21 protein-coding genes are annotated in these 19919 nt (G+C 49.2%); all 21 read left to right on the top strand.

Features of this window, described 5'->3' with window-relative positions:
- Positions 1–133: 133 nt before the first annotated feature.
- The 21 genes from fliE to AAA946_RS11440 all read left to right on the top strand — a co-directional run bounded on the left by fliE (position 134) and on the right by AAA946_RS11440 (position 19916).
- Positions 134–445: a flagellar hook-basal body complex protein FliE gene (fliE, locus tag AAA946_RS11540; RefSeq protein WP_042497023.1), complete on the top strand. Its 312-nt coding sequence runs from the start codon at positions 134–136 to the stop codon at positions 443–445.
- Between the two features lie 15 nt (positions 446–460).
- Positions 461–2209 carry a flagellar basal-body MS-ring/collar protein FliF gene (fliF, locus tag AAA946_RS11535; protein WP_338164979.1) on the top strand — a complete coding sequence of 583 codons (1749 nt, stop codon included), beginning with the start codon at positions 461–463 and terminating at the stop codon, positions 2207–2209.
- Complete coding sequence (gene fliG / locus AAA946_RS11530; RefSeq protein WP_338164978.1) at positions 2209–3261, top strand: flagellar motor switch protein FliG; 1053 nt, start codon at positions 2209–2211, stop codon at positions 3259–3261. Before fliF ends, fliG begins: the two co-directional genes overlap by 1 nt.
- 25 nt (positions 3262–3286) lie before the next feature.
- Positions 3287–4087, top strand: a complete 801-nt coding sequence (gene fliH / locus AAA946_RS11525; protein ID WP_338164977.1) for a flagellar assembly protein FliH — start codon at positions 3287–3289, stop codon at positions 4085–4087.
- A complete protein-coding gene (gene fliI, locus AAA946_RS11520) occupies positions 4087–5412 on the top strand; it encodes a flagellar protein export ATPase FliI (protein WP_338164976.1) in 1326 nt (441 codons plus the stop codon). The genes fliH and fliI overlap by 1 nt, the downstream gene beginning before the upstream one ends.
- A 4-nt stretch (positions 5413–5416) precedes the next feature.
- Positions 5417–5860, top strand: coding sequence for a flagellar export protein FliJ (gene fliJ / locus AAA946_RS11515; RefSeq protein WP_338164975.1), 444 nt, complete (start codon positions 5417–5419; stop codon positions 5858–5860).
- Positions 5861–5977: 117 nt separating this feature from the next.
- The gene (locus AAA946_RS11510) at positions 5978–7699 is read left to right on the top strand and encodes a flagellar hook-length control protein FliK (RefSeq protein ID WP_338164974.1); all 1722 of its coding nucleotides are present in this window, start codon (positions 5978–5980) and stop codon (positions 7697–7699) included.
- Positions 7700–7725: 26 nt separating this feature from the next.
- Positions 7726–8229 (top strand): flagellar basal body-associated protein FliL, encoded by a 504-nt coding sequence (gene fliL / locus AAA946_RS11505; RefSeq protein ID WP_338164973.1) that lies wholly within the window; start codon positions 7726–7728, stop codon positions 8227–8229.
- Between the two features lie 7 nt (positions 8230–8236).
- Complete coding sequence (gene fliM, locus AAA946_RS11500) at positions 8237–9286, top strand: flagellar motor switch protein FliM (protein ID WP_338164972.1); 1050 nt, start codon at positions 8237–8239, stop codon at positions 9284–9286.
- A gap of 52 nt (positions 9287–9338) precedes the next feature.
- On the top strand, positions 9339–9749 hold the full coding sequence (gene fliN, locus AAA946_RS11495) for a flagellar motor switch protein FliN (protein WP_338164971.1): 411 nt from the start codon (positions 9339–9341) through the stop codon (positions 9747–9749).
- A gap of 44 nt (positions 9750–9793) precedes the next feature.
- A complete protein-coding gene (gene fliO, locus AAA946_RS11490) occupies positions 9794–10219 on the top strand; it encodes a flagellar biosynthetic protein FliO (RefSeq protein ID WP_445206078.1) in 426 nt (141 codons plus the stop codon).
- Complete coding sequence (fliP, locus tag AAA946_RS11485; protein ID WP_338164970.1) at positions 10212–11075, top strand: flagellar type III secretion system pore protein FliP; 864 nt, start codon at positions 10212–10214, stop codon at positions 11073–11075. The genes fliO and fliP overlap by 8 nt, the downstream gene beginning before the upstream one ends.
- Positions 11076–11088: 13 nt before the next feature.
- Positions 11089–11358 (top strand): flagellar biosynthesis protein FliQ, encoded by a 270-nt coding sequence (gene fliQ / locus AAA946_RS11480; RefSeq protein WP_042497042.1) that lies wholly within the window; start codon positions 11089–11091, stop codon positions 11356–11358.
- A gap of 6 nt (positions 11359–11364) precedes the next feature.
- A complete protein-coding gene (gene fliR, locus AAA946_RS11475) occupies positions 11365–12147 on the top strand; it encodes a flagellar biosynthetic protein FliR (protein WP_338164969.1) in 783 nt (260 codons plus the stop codon).
- 13 nt (positions 12148–12160) lie between these two features.
- Positions 12161–13291 (top strand): flagellar biosynthesis protein FlhB, encoded by a 1131-nt coding sequence (gene flhB / locus AAA946_RS11470; protein WP_338164968.1) that lies wholly within the window; start codon positions 12161–12163, stop codon positions 13289–13291.
- A gap of 130 nt (positions 13292–13421) precedes the next feature.
- Positions 13422–15527, top strand: a complete 2106-nt coding sequence (gene flhA, locus AAA946_RS11465) for a flagellar biosynthesis protein FlhA (RefSeq protein ID WP_338164967.1) — start codon at positions 13422–13424, stop codon at positions 15525–15527.
- A 73-nt stretch (positions 15528–15600) separates the two neighbouring features.
- Complete coding sequence (gene flhF, locus AAA946_RS11460) at positions 15601–17130, top strand: flagellar biosynthesis protein FlhF (protein WP_338164966.1); 1530 nt, start codon at positions 15601–15603, stop codon at positions 17128–17130.
- A gap of 12 nt (positions 17131–17142) precedes the next feature.
- On the top strand, positions 17143–18030 hold the full coding sequence (locus AAA946_RS11455; RefSeq protein WP_338165827.1) for a MinD/ParA family protein: 888 nt from the start codon (positions 17143–17145) through the stop codon (positions 18028–18030).
- The gene (locus tag AAA946_RS11450; RefSeq protein WP_338164965.1) at positions 18023–18754 is read left to right on the top strand and encodes an RNA polymerase sigma factor FliA; all 732 of its coding nucleotides are present in this window, start codon (positions 18023–18025) and stop codon (positions 18752–18754) included. Before AAA946_RS11455 ends, AAA946_RS11450 begins: the two co-directional genes overlap by 8 nt.
- Before the next feature lie 45 nt (positions 18755–18799).
- Positions 18800–19168 (top strand): chemotaxis response regulator CheY, encoded by a 369-nt coding sequence (gene cheY / locus AAA946_RS11445; protein WP_006069980.1) that lies wholly within the window; start codon positions 18800–18802, stop codon positions 19166–19168.
- A gap of 31 nt (positions 19169–19199) precedes the next feature.
- Positions 19200–19916, top strand: coding sequence for a protein phosphatase CheZ (locus tag AAA946_RS11440; protein ID WP_338164964.1), 717 nt, complete (start codon positions 19200–19202; stop codon positions 19914–19916).
- The last annotated feature ends 3 nt before the right edge of the window (positions 19917–19919 follow it).

Genomic DNA, 19919 nt, shown 5'->3' with positions numbered 1-19919 from the left:
CAATTTATTTATCCCTGATGCTGGTCAGCATTGGGGGTAGCGTGGCATAATTTTTGCTGTTTTATTTCTATAAACCAGAAAAATCAAAATTAAGAAAGGAAGCTGTCAATTTATTGACAGAAGATGGTACAGCATGAAAGTTGACGGACTACACCATGAAATGCAGGCGATGATGTTTGAAGCCTCAAACGCAAAGCCGACAGCGACCGCCCATCAAGTGGGGGCCAATTTTGGCGACATGCTGTCTCAAGCAGTAAATAACGTAAATGGTCTTCAAAAAACCTCTGGTGATCTACAAACCCGTTTCGACCGCGGCGACGCCGATGTCTCATTGTCAGACGTCATGATTGCGCGTAACAAGTCGAGCGTCGCTTTCGAAGCAACCATCCAAGTGAGAAATAAGCTTGTTGAAGCCTATAAAGAACTCATGAACATGCCCGTGTAATCTAGGTAATAAGAAGTGGCTCAAGATAACCAGTCGACCGACGTCGCAGTCATGGATAGTGGTGCGGATACCGCAATGGTCTCCAGCACAGACATCTCAACCGACAGTCAAAATCCTGACATCAATGAAAAAAGCAGCTCTAAGTTTGATTTAGCGGTTGGCGATCTCGATCTGCTACGACAAATCGTGCTGGTGCTGTCTATCTCAATCTGTGTCGCTTTGATTGTGATGCTCTTTTTCTGGGTCAAAGAGCCAGAAATGCGCCCACTTGGGGTGTACGAAACCGAAGAACTGATCCCAGTTTTAGACTACCTCGACCAGAAAAAAGTGGCGTACAAGCTCAATGGCAATTCGTTGAGCGTACCTGCAAGTGAATACAACAGCTTAAAACTCGACATGGTGCGTGCAGGACTTAACCGCTCCTCAAACGCTGGCGACGATATTCTGATGCAGGATATGGGGTTTGGTGTGTCTCAGCGTCTCGAGCAGGAACGTTTGAAACTGAGCCGAGAAAGGCAGTTGGCGAAAGCCATCGAACAAATGAAGCAAGTGCGCACCGCGCGTATTCTGCTCGCACTACCAAAACAGAGCGTGTTTGTACGCCACAATCAAGAAGCCTCTGCTTCGGTGTTTTTAACACTGGCGATGGGTGCGACCCTCAAACAGCAAGAAGTCGATTCTGTGGTGGATATGGTCGCGAGTGCGGTACCGGGCATGAAGCCGTCACGCATTACCGTCACCGACCAGCATGGCCGACTGCTCAACTCTGGCTCGCAAGATGCGACCTCAATGGCAAGGCGTAAAGAGCAAGAGTTAGAGCGTAACCAAGAGCAAGCGCTGCGTGAGAAGATTGACTCGGTGCTTATTCCAATTCTAGGTCTGGGTAACTATACCGCTCAGGTTGATATTGAACTCGATTTTAGTGCCGTTGAGCAAACGCGTAAGCGTTTTGACCCTAATACCCCCGCAACGCGAAGTGAATACACGCTTGAAGATTACAATAACGGCAATGTGGTTGCCGGTGTTCCGGGTGCGCTGAGTAATCAGCCGCCAGCAGATGCGTCCATTCCAACCGACGTCGCACAGCTAAAAGACGGCTCTGTGATGGGGCAAGGCTCAGTGCACAAAGAGGCGACGCGCAACTTCGAGCTTGATACCACCATCAGTCATGAGCGCAAGCAAAGCGGCGTGGTTAACCGTCAAACCGTTGCGGTTGCCATTAAAAATCGTGCGAAAGTTAACCCTGATACTGGTGAAGTAACTTACGAACCGCGCTCTGAAAGTGAGCTGGCGGCGCTGCGCCAAATTCTAGTGGGGGCAGTGGGCTTTAATGAAAATCGTGGCGATCTGCTTAACGTACTTAGCATGACGTTTGAAGAGCCTGCCGCTGAGCTTTTGCCTGATGTGCCAATTTGGGAGCATCCAAACTTTAACGATTGGATCCGTTGGTTCGCAAGTGCGCTCGTGATTGTGGTTGTGGTGATGGTGCTTATCCGTCCTGCGATGAAGAAACTGCTTAACCCTGCTGCGGCCGAAGAAGAAGATCAGTTGTATGGACCAGATGGTCTGCCGCTCGGTGCAGATGGTGAAACCAGCTTGATTGGTACCGATATTGATGGCAGTGAGCTGTTTGAGTTTAGCTCCGGCATTGACTTGCCGAACTTACATAAAGATGAAGATGTGTTGAAAGCCGTGCGTGCACTGGTGGCCAACGAACCTGAACTGGCTGCGCAAGTAGTGAAAAACTGGATGGCTGAAAACTAATGGCAAACGATATTGTAGCGGCCAATGGTGGCCAAATAGTGGAATCTAGCGTTGATATCTCGTCGATCGGCGGCGATGAAAAAGCGGCAATTTTGCTGCTGAGTCTCAATGAGTCTGATGCGGCGAGCATTATTCGCCACCTTGAGCCTAAGCAGGTTCAACGTGTTGGTAGCGCCATGGCGAAAGCCACCGATCTGAGTCAAGACAAAGTCGGCGTTGTACACCGCGCGTTTTTGGAAGACATTCAGAAATACACCAACATCGGTATGGGCAGTGAAGACTTCATGCGTAATGCGCTTGTTGCTGCACTCGGTGAAGACAAAGCCAATAACCTGGTTGACCAAATCCTGCTGGGTACCGGTTCAAAAGGTCTCGATTCACTGAAATGGATGGACCCACGTCAAGTGGCGAGCATCATCCACAACGAGCACCCACAGATCCAAACCATCGTGCTTTCTTACCTAGAAGCGGATCAATCAGCGGAAATCTTGTCACAATTCCCAGAGCGTGTGCGCCTTGATTTGATGATGCGTATTGCCAACCTAGAAGAAGTTCAGCCGTCTGCACTTGCAGAGCTAAACGAAATCATGGAGAAACAGTTCGCAGGCCAAGCGGGTGCTCAAGCGGCCAAGATTGGTGGCCTGAAGGCAGCGGCCGAGATCATGAACTACCTCGACAACAACGTCGAAGGTATTCTTATGGATCAAATTCGCGACCAAGATGAAGACATGGCGACACAAATTCAAGATCTCATGTTCGTATTCGAAAACCTTATCGAAGTCGACGACCAAGGTATTCAGAAGCTGCTTAGAGACGTGCCACAAGATGTGTTGCAACGTGCACTGAAAGGTGCGGATGAAGGTCTGAAAGAGAAGATCTTCAACAACATGTCGAAACGTGCAGCCGATATGATGCGTGAAGACATTGAAGCGATGCCGCCAGTGCGTGTCGCGGATGTGGAAGCGGCGCAAAAAGAAGTGCTCACCATTGCAAGGCGCATGGCAGACAACGGAGAGCTTATGCTGTCCGGTGGCGCAGACGAGTTCTTGTAATTCCAGTTAAAGGAAGAATAGCCCTATGTCTGGTGATAGAAAACGCGGCTTTTTACGCCCATCTGAAGATAATACTGTAGAGCAAGCCCATTCGTGGGGCTTGCCTGATTACACCTCTCAAGTGACTCAAGAAGCTAGAGAAACGGCGTTCAATTACGACCCAAGCTGGACTCCACGTGAAGAGCCGGCAGCCGAAGAAGAGCCGTTGATGCTCACCGAAGAGCAAATCGAGCAAATCAAACAAGGCGCTTACCAAGAAGGTCTGTTTCAAGGCCAAGAAGCGGGCTTTAAGCAAGGCTATGACAAAGGCAAAGAGGAAGGCCTTGCTGCCGGTCATAGTGAAGGTTTAGAGCTAGGTAAAGCAGAAGGTGTTGCCGCGGGCGAAGAGTACATAAAGCAGCAAGTCGACACCTTCATGGAGCTAGCAAATCAGTTTGCCAACCCTCTTGAGCTGATGAATAGCCAAGTTGAAAAGCAGCTGGTGGACATGGTGCTGGCACTCACCAAAGAAGTGGTGCATGTAGAAGTACAGACCAATCCACAGATCATTCTCGATACCATCAAACAATCGGTAGAGGCGCTGCCTATCTTAGGTCATGCTATTACGTTAAAACTCAACCCTATCGATGTTGATATCGTGCGCGCCGCGTATGGTGACGAAGAACTCAACATTCGCAATTGGACATTGGCCGTAGAGCCGTCGCTCAACCGTGGTGATGTGTATATTGAAGCCGGTGATTCCAGTGTGAGTTACAAACTGGAAGATCGCGTTAAAAACGTTTTGCAAAGCTTTTGCGGTGCCAATCGCCACCAAGGGGGCGAGTAATGCAGCCGCTGGCTCAGCGACTGGCCAATTACAAGGTCGAAGGCCATAAATCTCGCGCCACGGCGTCTGGAAAACTGGTGCGTGTGGTTGGCTTAACGCTAGAAGCCATTGGTTGTAAAGCACCGATTGGCAGCCTGTGTAAAGTAGAAACCATGCACGGCGATATGGACGCCGAAGTGGTGGGCTTCTCAGGTGAACATCTCTATTTAATGCCCAGTGAGCAAATTACTGGCGTGTTGCCAGGAGCAAAAGTCACTCCAATGGCGTCTGAAACCGGTCTTCCTGTCGGTATGGAACTGCTTGGTCGTGTGATTGATGGTGTTGGCAATCCGCTTGACGGTCTAGGTGACATCTATACTGAAAAGCGCGCTTCGTTTAATGCTGAACCCATCAACCCGCTAGCAAGAAAGCCTATCACCGAGCCTTTGGATGTCGGTCTGAAAGCCATTAATGGCCTACTGACCGTCGGCAAGGGTCAGCGTATTGGTCTCTTTGCTGGTTCAGGTGTCGGTAAATCCGTGACCCTTGGCATGATGACGAGAGGCACAACCGCACAAGTGGTGGTCGTTGGCCTTATTGGTGAACGTGGCCGTGAAGTAAAAGAATTCATCGAAGAGATTTTAGGTACCGAGGGGCGTCAACGCTCAGTCGTTGTGGCTGCCCCCGCAGATGCCTCGCCTTTGATGCGTCTCAAAGGCTGTCAGACGGCCCTTACGATTGCCGAGTATTTTCGCGATCAAGGGTTAGATGTGTTGCTGCTAATGGACTCGCTAACCCGTTTTGCCCAAGCTCAGCGTGAAATTGCACTCTCTGTCGGTGAACCGCCGGCGACTAAAGGTTATCCACCATCGGTGTTCGCCAAATTGCCTGCTTTGGTTGAGCGCGCCGGTAATGGTGATGTCAATCAAGGCTCCATTACCGCATTTTTCACAGTACTGACCGAAGGCGATGACTTACAAGATCCCATCGCTGATGCTTCACGCGCGATTCTCGATGGTCATATTGTGTTGTCGCGTGAAATGGCCGATGCGGGTCACTACCCAGCGATTGATGTCGAGAAGTCTGTCAGTCGTGTCATGCCGCAAATTACCGATGATCAGCATGTCCTAATGTCAAAGGCAGTGCGACAAATTCTGTCTGTATGTCGTAAAAACCAAGACTTGGTATCGATTGGTGCCTATAAACCAGGAACCGATCCTGCCATCGACAGCGCGTTTACCTTGAAGCCCAAACTTGATCAGTACTTGCAGCAAAGTATGCGCGAGAGCGTACCTTATGATATGTGTCTTGGCATGTTGAAACAGCTTCTGTCAGTAGAATCGTAATTGTATGGAAAACGCCTTAGAGTTCTTGTTAGAGCAAGCTAAAGATAATGAACAACAAGCAGTGCTCGCCCTTAACAAAGCGCGCACTGAGCTGGAAGGTTATTATCAGCAAGTACAGCAGATAGAGCAGTATCGCTTAGACTATTGCAACCAGTTGGTCGCTCGTGGTCAAGAAGGACTGACGGCCAGCCAATACGGACACCTCAACCGCTTCCTTACTCAACTTGATGAAACACTCACTAAGCAAAAGTCGGCCGAAGGCCACTTTAAGCAGCAAGTGGACGACTGTGAGGAATTTTGGCACAACACTCGTAAGCAGCGTCAGTCTTATGAGTGGTTGATTGAGAAAAAAGCCAAAGAAAAAGCCCAGCTAGAAGCTAAACGCGACCAAAAGCAAATGGATGAATTTTCAAATTTGTTGTTTGCCCGCAGGCGTCAAACACGTTAATTCAGCTACCCCATCCAGGCTATTGTCGGTATAAAAATTGCATTGACTAGCCTAGAGAATGTGGGCGGCAAGTTTCCGCCGAATCAGCAACCTTTATAAGTAACGGGCCTAAATGGAATGAGTCTGTCGATTTCAAATAACAGCGTATCGAATAGCGTACTGCCAAAGAGTGAAGGTAAACCTTCAGTCTCTGAGAGTGATGCTGGCGAAAATCCAGGATTTTGGGATAAGTTTAAAGACGCGCTATCTACAGAAAAGTCTGAATCTGATCAAAAGGTTGAGGGTACATCCGTCAAATCGAAAACGGGATCTGAATCGACCGAAGCCCTGCTTGAAGATGCAGCGACTCAGAGCAAGTCAGGCGAAATCAATGAGTCTGATGAAGACAGTTCTACGCTTAAAACGACTAAGGAAGATAAGTCCGCTGACGTATCCGAGGGCGATGAATCTTCTGCGTCTGTCAAAAAAATGACAGACGAAGCAGCATTAGCAAGTGCTGCTAAGGTAAGTTCGGATGAAAAGGTCGTTTCCGGTACCGCTACCGCTTCCGGTGACAAGCCGGGGAGTGCTCAAGCAAAGGGCAATACCGAAGCAGAGCAAGCCGTTTCGGAGAATGCTGAACTGCTATCACGTCTGGATGAGTCCAATAAAGCATTGCAAAAACCAGCTGGTGCAGAAGCGGCTGCTGGTGTCGCGGCAGCAAGTGTTGCTGCTGAGCAGGTGCAAGCCGCTGCAGCGAAACCTGAGCCATTGAGTTCGTCACAGGGACTGTCAGGCGAACCGTCAGAACTTGTGACCCAGTCACCGCAAACTAGTAATGCATCAATGACAGCCGCAGGCCTTGCCGGTTCACAAGTTGCTGATGGCAAATTGACTCCCGCTAATGAGGGTAAGCCGGCCGCTAGCATCGATGGTGAAAATAAGGCTCAGGCAAATATTGCCTGGAGTAAATCAGATGCTGAACTTGCTGCTAAGTCTGAAGCGAAAGCGGCACTCGCAGGAGCCGCGATTGCCGCGGATAAAGTGCCGCAAACGACCGCTAATGCGGCGACTCAGACACAGCTTGCAGCTCAATCTTCGGTTGGTTCGCAAGCGAATGCCTCACAAGGTGTCGTTGCACAAGGGACAGCAGTTAATGGCCAAAGCGCTCAGGTCGCGAGTCATCCAACCGGTGATATGGCTGCCGCTGCCGCTATGATGGCCGCAGGCAAGGAGAATACAAAAGCTGCCGCGCCAATGGGTGCGCAAGTTGCTAACGCTAATATTTCAGGAGTGAAGGGCAGCAATAAGACCCAGCATCCTGCGAGTCTCGGCAATGACAGTGCATTACACACGGCAGGTGCACTGACCGCTACCCAACAGCTTCGCGCAGAGCAGCAGTCAGCGGCAACCGCTTCGGTTCAATCACCAATGGTTTTGACTAAAGAAAACGCCAGTGATCAGGTGGCTGAACGTGTGCAGATGATGATGTCTAAGAATCTAAAGCACGTAGATATTCGTCTTGACCCGCCAGAATTGGGCCGCATGCAAATTCGTATGAGCCTCAACAATGATTCCGCAACGGTGCATTTTACCGTTCAAAACCAGCAGACCCGCGATATGGTCGATCAAGCGATGCCAAGACTACGTGAAATGCTGTCCCAGCAAGGTATCCAATTAGCGGATACTTCTGTTCAACAGCAAGGTCAGCAGCAGCGACATGCATCGCATGGTTCGGGTTCCGGTGGCTCGGGTAACGGGACATCGAATGCAGCTGGTGATGTCGATAGCGTAGAAAACGGGTCCAGTGTTGAAGTCGCCGTGAAACAGAGTAACGATGGCATAAGTTACTATGCCTAATCACAAGTTAAAGCAGTAGAAGAAATATGGCAGAAGAAAGTTTACAACCCGCAAAAACCAACAGCAAAAAGCTGCTGATCATCATAGTTGCCGCCATAGTGGTGTTATTAGCCGTTGGCGGTGGTGCGTTTTGGTTTCTGAGTTCTGATGATGGTGCTAGTTCATCGCAATCGGCGCCTAACGCGAGCGGTGCGGCCGCTGTACCTGTTGACCCAATTTCTTATGTGAACCTAGCACAGCCATTTGTTTTCAATGCGCCGGGTAAACAGCGCGATCGCATGGTACAGATCAAAGTTCAGCTTATGGTTCGAGGTTTAGACAACGAAAGCCAAGCTCGTTACCATTCACCACTGATTGAAAGTACGTTGCTGTCGACGTTTGCCTCTGCGACGGTTGAGCAGTTGCGCAGTACTAGTGGTCGTGTAGAGTTGCGCGATCAGGCGACTAGCGATGTCCAAGCGAGCTTAAGTCAGGTGGTTGGCACACCTGTCGTTGAGCGTGTGTTATTTACCGATTTTGTAATCCAATAGGTGCATTGTGACCGATTTATTAAGCCAAGATGAGATTGATGCGCTACTGCATGGAGTGGATGACGTCGATGAGGTAGAGGACGAGCTGGATCAAAATCCGGCGGATGTGGTCCATTTCGACTTTTCATCGCAAGACCGCATCGTTCGTGGTCGCATGCCAACACTTGAGCTGATCAACGAGCGTTTTGCGCGCCACATGCGCATCAGTCTGTTTAACATGCTACGTAAAACCGCCGAAGTGTCGATTAACGGCGTGCAGATGATGAAATTTGGCGAATACCAAAACACGTTGTATGTACCGACCAGTCTGAACATGGTGAGGTTCCGTCCGCTAAAAGGCACGGCACTGATCACCATGGAAGCTCGATTAGTCTTTATCCTGGTAGAAAACTTTTTTGGTGGTGACGGGCGTTTCCACGCCAAGATTGAAGGTCGAGAATTCACACCAACTGAGCGCCGTATCATTCAGCTGTTGATGAAAACCGTGTTTGAAGACTACAAAGAAGCATGGTCACCGGTGATGGGCGTTGAGTTTGAGTACTTGGACTCAGAAGTAAACCCGAGCATGGCCAATATTGTCAGCCCAACGGAAGTCATTGTGGTGAGTTCATTCCACATTGAAGTTGATGGTGGCGGTGGTGATTTCCATGTGGTGATGCCGTATTCCATGGTTGAACCGATTCGTGAATTACTCGATGCGGGTGTTCAATCGGACAAGATGGAAACCGATGTGCGCTGGAGCAGTGCGCTGCGCGAAGAGATCATGGATGTACCGGTGAACTTTCGCGTCAACCTTCTGGAAAAAGATGTCTCACTGCGTGACCTCATGGAGCTGCAGGCCGGTGACATTCTTCCGATAGAGATGCCAGAAAATGCCACCATGTTTGTCGAAGATCTGCCAACTTTCCGCGTGAAGATGGGACGTTCGGGTGAGAAAGTCGCGGTGCAGGTATCGGAGAAAATCCGCCGTCCAGACGTGGTGAAGACCGATTTGGCGTTCCTTGGCAAAGATATTATGGCCGAGCTTGAACACGTCGAAGATTTAGACCAAGAATAGCAGGATCGCGCTTAGGCGCGGTACAACAGAACAATAGAAGTAGAGATAACCAATGACAATCAGTGATGACCAAAAATTAGCGGATGAATGGGCAGCGGCGCTGGGCGAAGATCCGATGGCCCCAGATGTGGATGTCGACGAGGTTTTAGCTGCGCCACTGGATGAGCTAGAAGATTCACCAGCGCCAATTAGCGACGATGAGCGCCGTAAGCTTGATACTATCATGGACATTCCTGTCACCATTTCGATGGAAGTAGGACGCTCGCAAATCAGTATTCGTAACTTGTTGCAACTTAACCAAGGTTCAGTGGTAGAACTTGACCGAATTGCCGGTGAGTCACTGGATGTCATGGTAAACGGCACTTTGATTGCGCATGGTGAAGTGGTGGTGGTCAACGATAAGTTTGGTATTCGCTTAACTGACGTGATTAGCCAAACAGAGCGCATTAAGAAACTTCGTTAATAGAGTTTTCGTTATTCGAACCATTCGTGAATAGAACTGAGTACATGACATTGAATCGACGTTTGTCGTCCATGGTTGGGACGGCGCTGTTTTTGGCTTCTGGGATGACGTATGCCGCGCCCGAGGTATCGCCAAATGGGGGCTCGCCGTTTGACTTTGCGGCGACGCTTGGCTCACTGGTGTTAGTGATTGCCGTTATTTTAGGTTTGGCATGGGTGTTAAAGCGCATGAAGGTGCCTTCTCTGGTCAATCAGCAAGGGCTTAAAATCGTACGTCAGATCCCCGTTGGAACCAAAGAGCGTATTGCGATTGTAGAAGCGGGTGAAGAGCAGTTTTTAGTGGGCATTACCGCTCAATCGATTCAACTGATCTCAAAGCTAGAGAAGCCACTCGAAGAGAGTGAGATAACTCAGCCAGCGTTTGCCAGTCAGCTGTCGAAAATTATGAAAAAGCAGACTCAGAATGACTAATTGGATCCGACTCTTTTTTGCCTGTTTGATGTTGGTGGTTGCGCCATTAAGTGCGGCTGAAGAAGCGCTGTCTACCCCAATTCCAAGTAATGCTGCACCGAGCAGTAGCGTCACTGTCGCTGAAATGCGGAATGACCAAGGAGCGGCTGGTACCAGTAGTGCGAGCGCGTTTGGCTCCGGCCCAGGGATACCCGCGTTCACTATGACGACTAATCCTGACGGCAGTGAAGACTATTCGGTCAACCTGCAAATACTGGCGTTAATGACCATGCTGGGCTTCTTGCCTGCTATGGTGATTTTGATGACTTCATTTACCCGTATTGTCGTGGTGATGTCGATATTGCGTCAGGCGATGGGTCTGCAGCAAACACCATCGAATCAAGTCATTATTGGTATCGCCATCTTTTTGACCTTTTTTATCATGTCGCCAGTGCTTAATCAGGTGAATGACAGAGCGATCCAGCCATACCTCAATGAACAGATCAATGCCAAGCAATCCTTTGAGCAGGCTCAAGCGCCGATCAAAGACTTTATGCTGAAACAAACCCGCGTAAAGGATTTAGAGACGTTCGTTGAAATGTCGGGCTCTACTGCGCAAAATCCGGAAGACGTTTCCATGGCGGTACTGATCCCGGCGTTTATTACCTCAGAGCTAAAGACCGCATTCCAGATTGGCTTCATGCTGTTTTTGCCGTTCTTGATCATCGACTTGGTGGTTGCATCGATTTTGATGGCGATGGGTATGATGATGCTCTCGCCGATGATCGTTTCATTGCCGTTTAAACTGATGCTGTTTGTGCTGGTGGATGGGTGGAACTTAATTCTTTCCACCTTAGCCGGCAGTTTCGCCTTGTAGCTGGAGTAGCATTATGACTCCTGAGATGTTTGTTGAACTGTTTAGAGATGCGCTATGGATGGTACTGCTGTTGGTGTGTGCCATCGTGGTACCGAGTCTTTTAGTCGGCCTTATCGTGGCCATCTTCCAAGCTGCAACATCGATCAACGAACAGACCTTGAGCTTCTTGCCTAGGTTGATTGTCACCATTTTGGCACTGATGGCGTTTGCCCATTGGGGGACGCAGATGATGATGGAGTTTTTCTATGACATCATCGAACGACTCCCATTGGTGCTTTGGTAACCGAGTATGGAATATCCAGCGAGTGACGTCCTCGATTGGTTAGCTAACTTCTTTTGGCCTTATGTACGCATTTCCGCCATGTTGATGGTGATGTCGGTTACAGGGGCGAACTTTGTTTCACCTCGCATTCGACTGTTCTTAGGGCTCGCGTTGACGCTGGCGGTGTCTCCATCCATCCCCGCTATTCCGCAAACTATCGAGTTATTGTCTTTTCAGGGATTTCTTACCGTTGCTGAGCAAATACTGATTGGCACTGCGATGGGTATGGTAACGGTCTTTATGGTTCAAACCTTTGTAATGCTTGGTCAGATCTTGGGTATGCAGTCGAGTCTCGGCTTTGCCTCTATGGTTGATCCTGCGAATGGCCAAAACACACCGGTACTGGGTCAGCTGTTTCTGTTTCTTACGACGATGTTTTTTCTTGCGACTGATGGCCACCTTAAGATGATCCAATTGGTGGTGATGAGTTTCAAAACCTTGCCTGTTGGCTCGGGACATCTCTCAAGTGCGGATTTTCGCGAGATGGCCGGATGGTTGGGAATCATGTTCCAAACGGCATTGAGTATGGCATTGGCCGGGATCATCGCTCTGTTAACGGTAAACCTTTCTTTCGGCGTAATGACTCGTGCGGCGCCGCAACTAAACATCTTCTCGCTCGGCTTCGCGTTTGCGCTACTGATCGGTTTGATGATCTGTTGGTACATCATGGCGGGGCTGTATAGTCACTATCAGCTCTATTGGTTACAAGTAGAAGGTCAGGTGTGTCGCTTGATCGATCTCGCGTGCTAGGGGAGGGCTAACCATGGCAGAATCCGACGGCCAAGAACGCACCGAAGACGCCACCCCCCAGCGGCTTAAACAAGCTCGCGAAAAGGGGCAGGTGGCGCGCTCCAAAGAGTTGGCCTCTGTCTCGGTCCTGATAGTTGGTGCACTTTCGCTGATGATGTTCGGCGAGGGGTTAGCGCGGGCGCTATTTAGCTCGATGTCGAGGCTATTCACCCTAACCCGCGAAGAAATCTACGATCCCACCAAGCTGTTTGATGTGGTACTCGGTGCGCTGTCGAGCTTGCTGCTGCCATTGACGTTGATTCTGGTGGTGCTGTTTGTTGCTGCGCTTATTGGTGCGGCTGGCGTTGGAGGCATCAGTTTTTCTGCGGAAGCGGCGATGCCGAAGATGTCGAAAATGAACCCACTTAGCGGTGTAAAGCGTATGCTTGGCATGCAAAGCTGGGTGGAGCTGATCAAATCGATTTTAAAAGTCGCCTTGGTTGCCGGAATGGCGTTTTATTTGGTGAATGCCTCTCGAGCGGATCTATTCCAGCTCAGTATGGAGGTGTACCCACAAAACATCTTCCACGCGCTGGATATCTTACTTAACTTTATTTTACTGATCAGTACTACGCTGCTTATCGTGGTGGCGATAGATATTCCATTTCAGATTTGGCAGCACGCCAACCAACTGAAAATGACGAAACAAGAAGTGAAGGACGAGTACAAAGACACCGAAGGTAAACCCGAGGTGAAAGGGCGTATTCGTATGCTGCAACGTGAAGCAGCACAGCGCCGAATGATGGCAGAAGTGCCTCAAGCGGACGTTATTGTCACCAACCCTGAGCACTTCTCCGTGGCACTGCGCTATAAGCAAGGCCAAGACAAAGCACCGATTGTGGTCGCAAAAGGTGTGGATCACATGGCGCTGAAAATTCGTGAAGTGGCAAGAGAGCACAATATTTACGTGATTCCTTCGCCGCCATTGGCGCGCTCGCTTTATCACACCACTGAACTTGAGCAGGAAATTCCCGATGGGCTGTTCGCCGCGGTGGCGCAAATACTGGCCTACGTTTACCAGCTTAAACAGTATCGTAAGAAAGGCGGACAACGACCGAAGTTGCAAAATGACCAGATGACCATCCCGAAAGATATGCGCTATTAACGCAGCCATATTTACGTTGGTGTCAAAAAAATGGCGGACGTTAATGGCGTAATTCTTGCACATTAGCCTGTATTAAAAGAAACAACCCGCGTCTCCAAGGAAAGTGGAGACCTGCAGTGAACTATCCGTAATGAAATTGACGTTACCTTTTACCGATAAGTTGCCGAACATTCCGCGTCGTGCGCTACCCGCTATCGGTGCACCGGTTATGGTGCTTGCCGCGCTTGCGATGATTGTATTGCCGATCCCGGCAATTTTGCTCGACTTGTTCTTCACGTTTAACATCGCATTGGCCATGGTGGTCTTGCTGGTGTCGGTCTATACCCGTCGTCCTCTCGATTTTGCTGCGTTCCCTACGGTACTGCTGATTGCAACGCTGCTGCGTCTGGCATTGAACGTGGCCTCTACTCGTGTGGTATTACTTTATGGTCACGAAGGGGGCAGCGCAGCCGGTAACGTGATTGAAGCGTTTGGTAATGTGGTTATCGGTGGTAACTATGCCGTCGGTCTTGTGGTGTTTATGATTTTGATGATCATTAACTTCATGGTTGTTACCAAAGGTGCGGGACGTATTTCTGAGGTAAGCGCTCGCTTTACACTTGATGCCCTACCAGGCAAGCAGATGGCGATCGACGCCGACCTTAACGCCGGTCTCATTGACCAAGACCAAGCGCGTCTGCGCCGTTTCGAAGTGACCAAAGAGGCCGATTTCTACGGCTCGATGGATGGTGCGTCTAAGTTTGTTAAGGGCGATGCAATTGCCGGTATCTTGATCCTGTTTTTGAACATCGTCGGTGGTTTAAGCATCGGTATGATGCAGCACTCTCTTGGGTTTACGGATGCGCTGCAAATCTATACTTTGCTCACCATTGGTGATGGTTTGGTTGCCCAAATCCCGTCTCTACTATTGTCTATTGCCGCCGCTATCATGGTGACCCGTCAAAATACTGACGAAGACATGGGGCAGCAGGTCGTATTCCAGCTATTTGATAACCCTAAAGCACTAACCATTACCGCAGGTATCTTGGGTGTGATGGGTATTGTGCCGGGTATGCCGCACTTTGCCTTCCTTCTTTTGGCGGCCCTTGCGGGTGGTGGTGCGTACTGGATGCATCGCAAGCAACAAGCCAAAGAAGATGACAAGAACCTTCCTGCCGAGGTGGGTGCGAACAGTAATGACCCTGCTGCACCGCCTAAAGAGCTGTCTTGGGATGACGTTCAACCTGTTGATGTTATTGGTCTTGAAGTGGGTTATCGCTTAATTCCATTGGTAGACAGAGACCAAGGTGGTGAGCTGCTAGAGCGAGTGAAGGGCGTGCGTAAAAAACTCTCCCAAGATTTTGGCTTTCTTATTCCCGCAGTACACATTCGTGACAACTTGGAACTTACGCCTAACTCTTACCGAATTACCTTGATGGGTGTCGCGGTGGGTGAAGCGGAAATTCGCCCGGATCAGGAACTTGCCATTAACCCAGGGCAAGTTTATGGCCTGATTGATGGTGAGCAGACTATTGACCCTGCATTTGGCCTCGAAGCGGTTTGGATCCAAGAAGCGCAGCGAGAGCACGCACAGGCGCTGGGTTATACCGTTGTTGACTCATCGACTGTTCTTGCTACTCATTTAAGTCAGCTTTTGACCAACAATGCAGCGCAGCTATTGGGTCACGAAGAAGTCCAGAACCTTCTGGAAATGCTTGGCCGAAGTGCACCGAAACTGGTGGAAGATTTTGTCCCAGAGCAGTTGCCATTGGGTACCGTGGTCAAGGTGCTGCAGAACTTGCTGCATGAAGCGATCCCTATCCGCGATATTCGTACCATCGTCCAAACTTTGGCGGAATACTCCGGCAAGAGTCAAGAACCTGACGTATTGACGGCTGCCGTTCGTATCTCACTCAAACGCCTGATTGTTCAGGAAATCAACGGTATAGAGCCAGAACTTCCAGTGATTACGCTGATACCTGAGCTGGAACAAATTTTGCATCAAACAATGCAAGCGTCTGGCGGTGAATCCGCTGGCATTGAACCTGGATTAGCCGAAAGACTTCAAGCTTCGCTGACACAAGCGACTCAAGAGCAAGAGCTAAAAGGAGAGGCAGCTGTGCTGCTAACATCGGGCGTATTGCGTTCGACGCTCGCTAAATTCGTGAAAAATACCATTCCGAACTTACGAGTCTTGTCGTACCAAGAAATCCCTGATGAAAAACAGATTAGAATCGTGCAGGCCGTAGGTAATTAACCTTAGCGCTGGCGCCGGTCTTGATATCGGCGAACCGTCGAATCGGATATTGCACATTGAATGGATGTAACACTTGAAAATTAAACGATTTTTCGCCAGAGATATGAGGCAAGCTCTGCTACAAGTTAAAGAAGAACTTGGCGCAGATGCGGTGATCATGTCGAATAAAAAAGTGGCGGGCGGCGTAGAAATCGTTGCTGCAATCGATGGCGATACTGCGCAGCCAGAACGTCAAATGGGTAGCAATGCACTCGCTGCACCAGCACGTTCGGCCTTGCCGAATTACGGTCGTGACCTTAAAGACGATGTGGTAAACCTGCAGAAAAGCAGTGCCGCACCTAATGGCAGCACTCCACCATCGATGACCGATCGTTTCGCCAATATGCTTAAAAGCTATCGCGGTAACGATAACGAGCAAAGCAAACCAAAGAATACGCCACCCGATTCACTTTCAGCGTTACTAGAGCGTCAGTCGGAGCGCAGTAAGTCTGCGGGTGATGCCCGTTCGACGAGTGATGGCTATCAAAATAGTGACCGCTTGCAGTATGCGCAGCAAAACCGTTCTGAGACCGCTTTTCGTGATCGCCAAGATAGCGCTCGCCCCTCTTATCGCTCAGACGACAGCTATTTAGAAAACGCTCGAGAGACACGCAGACCAAGTAGCGGCCGTGACGGCAAGTTTGGCGAGGAGCTCGAAGCGATGAAAGAGGATATGTCCTCGATTCGCCGTCTACTTGAGCATCAAGTTTCCGGATTAATGTGGCAAGAAGTTGAGCGTCGTGAACCGCTGCGCGCCATGTTGATTAAGCGCCTTGAGCGCATGGGAATCTCCCCTGAGCTTTCTGACCAGCTGGCTTGTTATATTCCAGAAGACACACCGCCACAAAAAGCGTGGAAAGCGCTGCTGTCTTTAGTTTCCGATCAGATTGTTATTAGTAAGCAAGACATTCTCCGCAAAGGCGGCATTGTCGCGCTGCTTGGCCCCACGGGCGTGGGTAAAACCACCACGGTCGCAAAACTTGCTGCGCGCGCGGCGATGGAATATGGCTCAGACAATGTCGCCCTAGTGACGACAGATACTTATCGTATCGGCGCTCATGAGCAGCTATCGATTTACGGTCGAATTATGGGCTGCCCAGTAAGAGTTGCTAAAGATTCTGAAGAATTGGCCGATGTACTCTATCAGTTGAGAAATCGACGTTTGGTGTTGATAGATACTGCCGGCATGGGACAACGTGACGTGCGTTTGTCTGAACAGTTAGACACTCTGATGCAAGAAAGTGGTGAAGTGATCCACAGTTACCTTGTTCTTCCTGCCACAGCGCAGAGACAAGTACTGCAGGAGACACTCGATCACTTTAGACGCATTCCGCTATCTGGTTGCATTATGACTAAGCTGGATGAGTCGTTGAGTTTGGGTGAGTTTATTAGTGTCGTTGTACAAAATGCACTGCCGGTGACCTACATTGCGAATGGTCAGCGAGTACCGGAAGACATCGTGATCGCGCAGCCAAAATACATGGTTGCGAAAGCCAACGAATTATTAGAGAAGTCGACAGAGAATGAACCTCACTTCTGGAACAGTGATATGGAGGGGGTTTAGATGCAAGCGAAAATGACAAATAACATGATACATGATCAGGCCAGTGGCCTAAGACGTTTGACTAAACCAACTTTAACGAAAGTTATCTCTGTCACTGGTGGCAAAGGCGGCGTTGGTAAATCCAACGTGACGCTTGGATTGGCGATTTGTATGGCGCGCCAAGGCAAAAAAGTGATGGTTCTCGATGCCGACTTGGGTCTTGCGAATGTCGATGTCATGCTTGGCATTAGACCAAAGAAAAACCTAGGTCATGTGCTGGCGGGCGAATGCGATCTTAAAGACGCCATTGTTGAAGGTCCACACGGCATTAAAATCATTCCTGCCACATCCGGTACCCAAAGCATGACGGAGTTAAGTCATGCGCAGCATATGGGGCTTATTCGCGCTTTCGGTAGCCTAGAAGAAGAAATGGACGTGCTGCTGGTGGATACCGCAGCGGGTATTTCTGACATGGTCGTGAGCTTTTCACGTGCGGCGCAAGATGTGGTTGTCGTGGTATGCGACGAGCCAACGTCGATTACCGATGCCTATGCGTTGATTAAACTGCTTAGCCGCGAACACCAAGTGCAGCGCTTTAAAGTTGTGGCGAATATGGTGCGTAGCTATCGCGAAGGCCGAGAATTGTTCACAAAATTGACCCTAGTCACAGAGCGATTCCTGAATGTGAGCCTTGAGTTAGTCGCCTGTATTCCATTAGATGATAAAGTGCGACAAGCGGTGAAGAGACAAAAAATTGTCGTGGATGCGTTCCCACGTTCACCCGCAGCGTTGGCGATGAGTTCGCTGGCGAATAAAGCGCTCACTTGGCCAATTCCAAAAGTGCCAAGTGGCCATTTGGAATTCTTTGTCGAGAGATTACTCAACAGACCCCAAGTATTAGAGGAACCGTTTGGTGAATAAAGCTTTGACCTATGACCAGCATGCCAATTTGAGTGGTCAGCAAGCTTTCTTGGAGAAATACTCAGTATTGGTGAAACGAATCGCTCACCACTTAATTGGGCGTTTACCACCTAACGTGTTGGTTGAAGACTTGATTCAGGCTGGGATGATTGGCCTGATTGAAGCACAAAAAAATTATGACGGTAGCAAAGGTGCAAGCTTTGAGACCTACGCTGGCATTCGTATTCGAGGTGCGATGCTGGATGATATTCGTCGTGGAGACTGGGTGCCGCGTTCGGTACACAGGCACAGCCGTGATATTTCGCAGGCAATTTCGGTATTGGAAGTGGAGCTCAACCGAGATCCAACTGATATGGAAGTGGCCAACCATTTGGGAATGAGCTTGGAGCAATACCATAAAGCTTTGTCAGACATTAACTGCTCAAAACTTGTTGGCATTGAAGACCTTGGCATTTCTGAAGACTCTGTATCTGTTGCAGATGAAGAAGATAACTCACCTTTTCAGGGTGTCGCAGATGATGCATTTCGCGAAGCGTTAATAGAATCAATAAAATCGCTCCCGGAGCGTGAAGCGTTGACGTTATCCCTGTATTATGACGAAGAGTTAAATTTGAAGGAGATAGGTGAGGTATTGGGTGTCAGCGAATCGCGCGTTAGCCAAATACTGAGTCAATCCATGCAGCGTCTTCGAACCAAGCTTAGTGCTTGGACTGATAATAATTAATAAACACTGATCTTGCTTTCAGTGGAGGCAATTTTGAACAAAAACATGAAAATCTTGATTGTTGACGATTTTTCAACAATGCGTCGTATCGTTAAAAACCTATTGCGCGACTTGGGTTTTAGCAACACGCTGGAAGCCGACGATGGTTTGACGGCTTTGCCAATGCTCAAGAAAGGCGACTTTGACTTTGTCGTGACTGACTGGAACATGCCAGGTATGCAAGGCATTGATTTGCTTCGTCACATTCGTGCTGATGAAGAGCTAAAGCACCTACCTGTTCTAATGATCACGGCAGAAGCTAAGCGTGAGCAAATTATTGAAGCGGCGCAAGCGGGTGTGAACGGCTACATCGTTAAGCCATTTACCGCTGCAACACTAAAAGAAAAACTAGATAAAATCTTTGAGCGTTTATAAGACGCCATAAATAGCAGACGGCTATATCAGAATGATTTCATTGGAACAAGCTAAGCAACTTGTTGATTTGTTGGAACAAGACAAACAGCAAGAAGCGGATGAGCTGGTCATGATGATTCAAGGTGGGAACGACCGCAAAGTGCTCCAAGAAGTAGGTGCATTAACGCGAGACCTACACGATGCTCTAACGGAGTTCAGTTACGATACGCGTCTTAACGAAATCGCGACTGACGAAATTCCTGAAGCGCGTGATCGCCTTGAATACGTTATCAACAAGACCGAAGTCTCAGCGAATACAACCATGGATGCGGTGGAACGCTGTTTGCCAATGGCAGACAGTCTACATGAGTGTTTAACTCAGGTACGCCCTCAGTGGAATGAGCTGATGCATGGCAGGCTCGAGCTACAGCAATTTAAAGACCTGTGTCATCGCATTGATGACTTACTCAGTCAGGTGGAAGGGGACAGTACCGAACTGCGTACTCAACTGACCAATATTCTTATGGCGCAGGACTTTCAAGACCTTACTGGACAGATCATCCGCCGCGTAATCACATTAGTGAGTGAAGTGGAAACGCGGTTGGTAGACATCTTGAAAGTGTTCAGTGACGAACAACAACCAATAACTACAAAACCAAAGCAAGCGACCTCTGGCGTTGAAGGACCAATCATTAATCCTCATGAGCGTGACGATGCTGTTGCTTCGCAGGACGAAGTCGATGACTTACTGTCAAGTCTTGGGTTTTAGGGG

It is taken from the genome of Vibrio sp. 10N, assembly GCF_036245475.1.
GTDB lineage: Bacteria > Pseudomonadota > Gammaproteobacteria > Enterobacterales > Vibrionaceae > Vibrio.
Note: the sequence above shows the minus strand (reverse complement) of the source record. Positions and strands in the feature narration are given on the sequence as shown.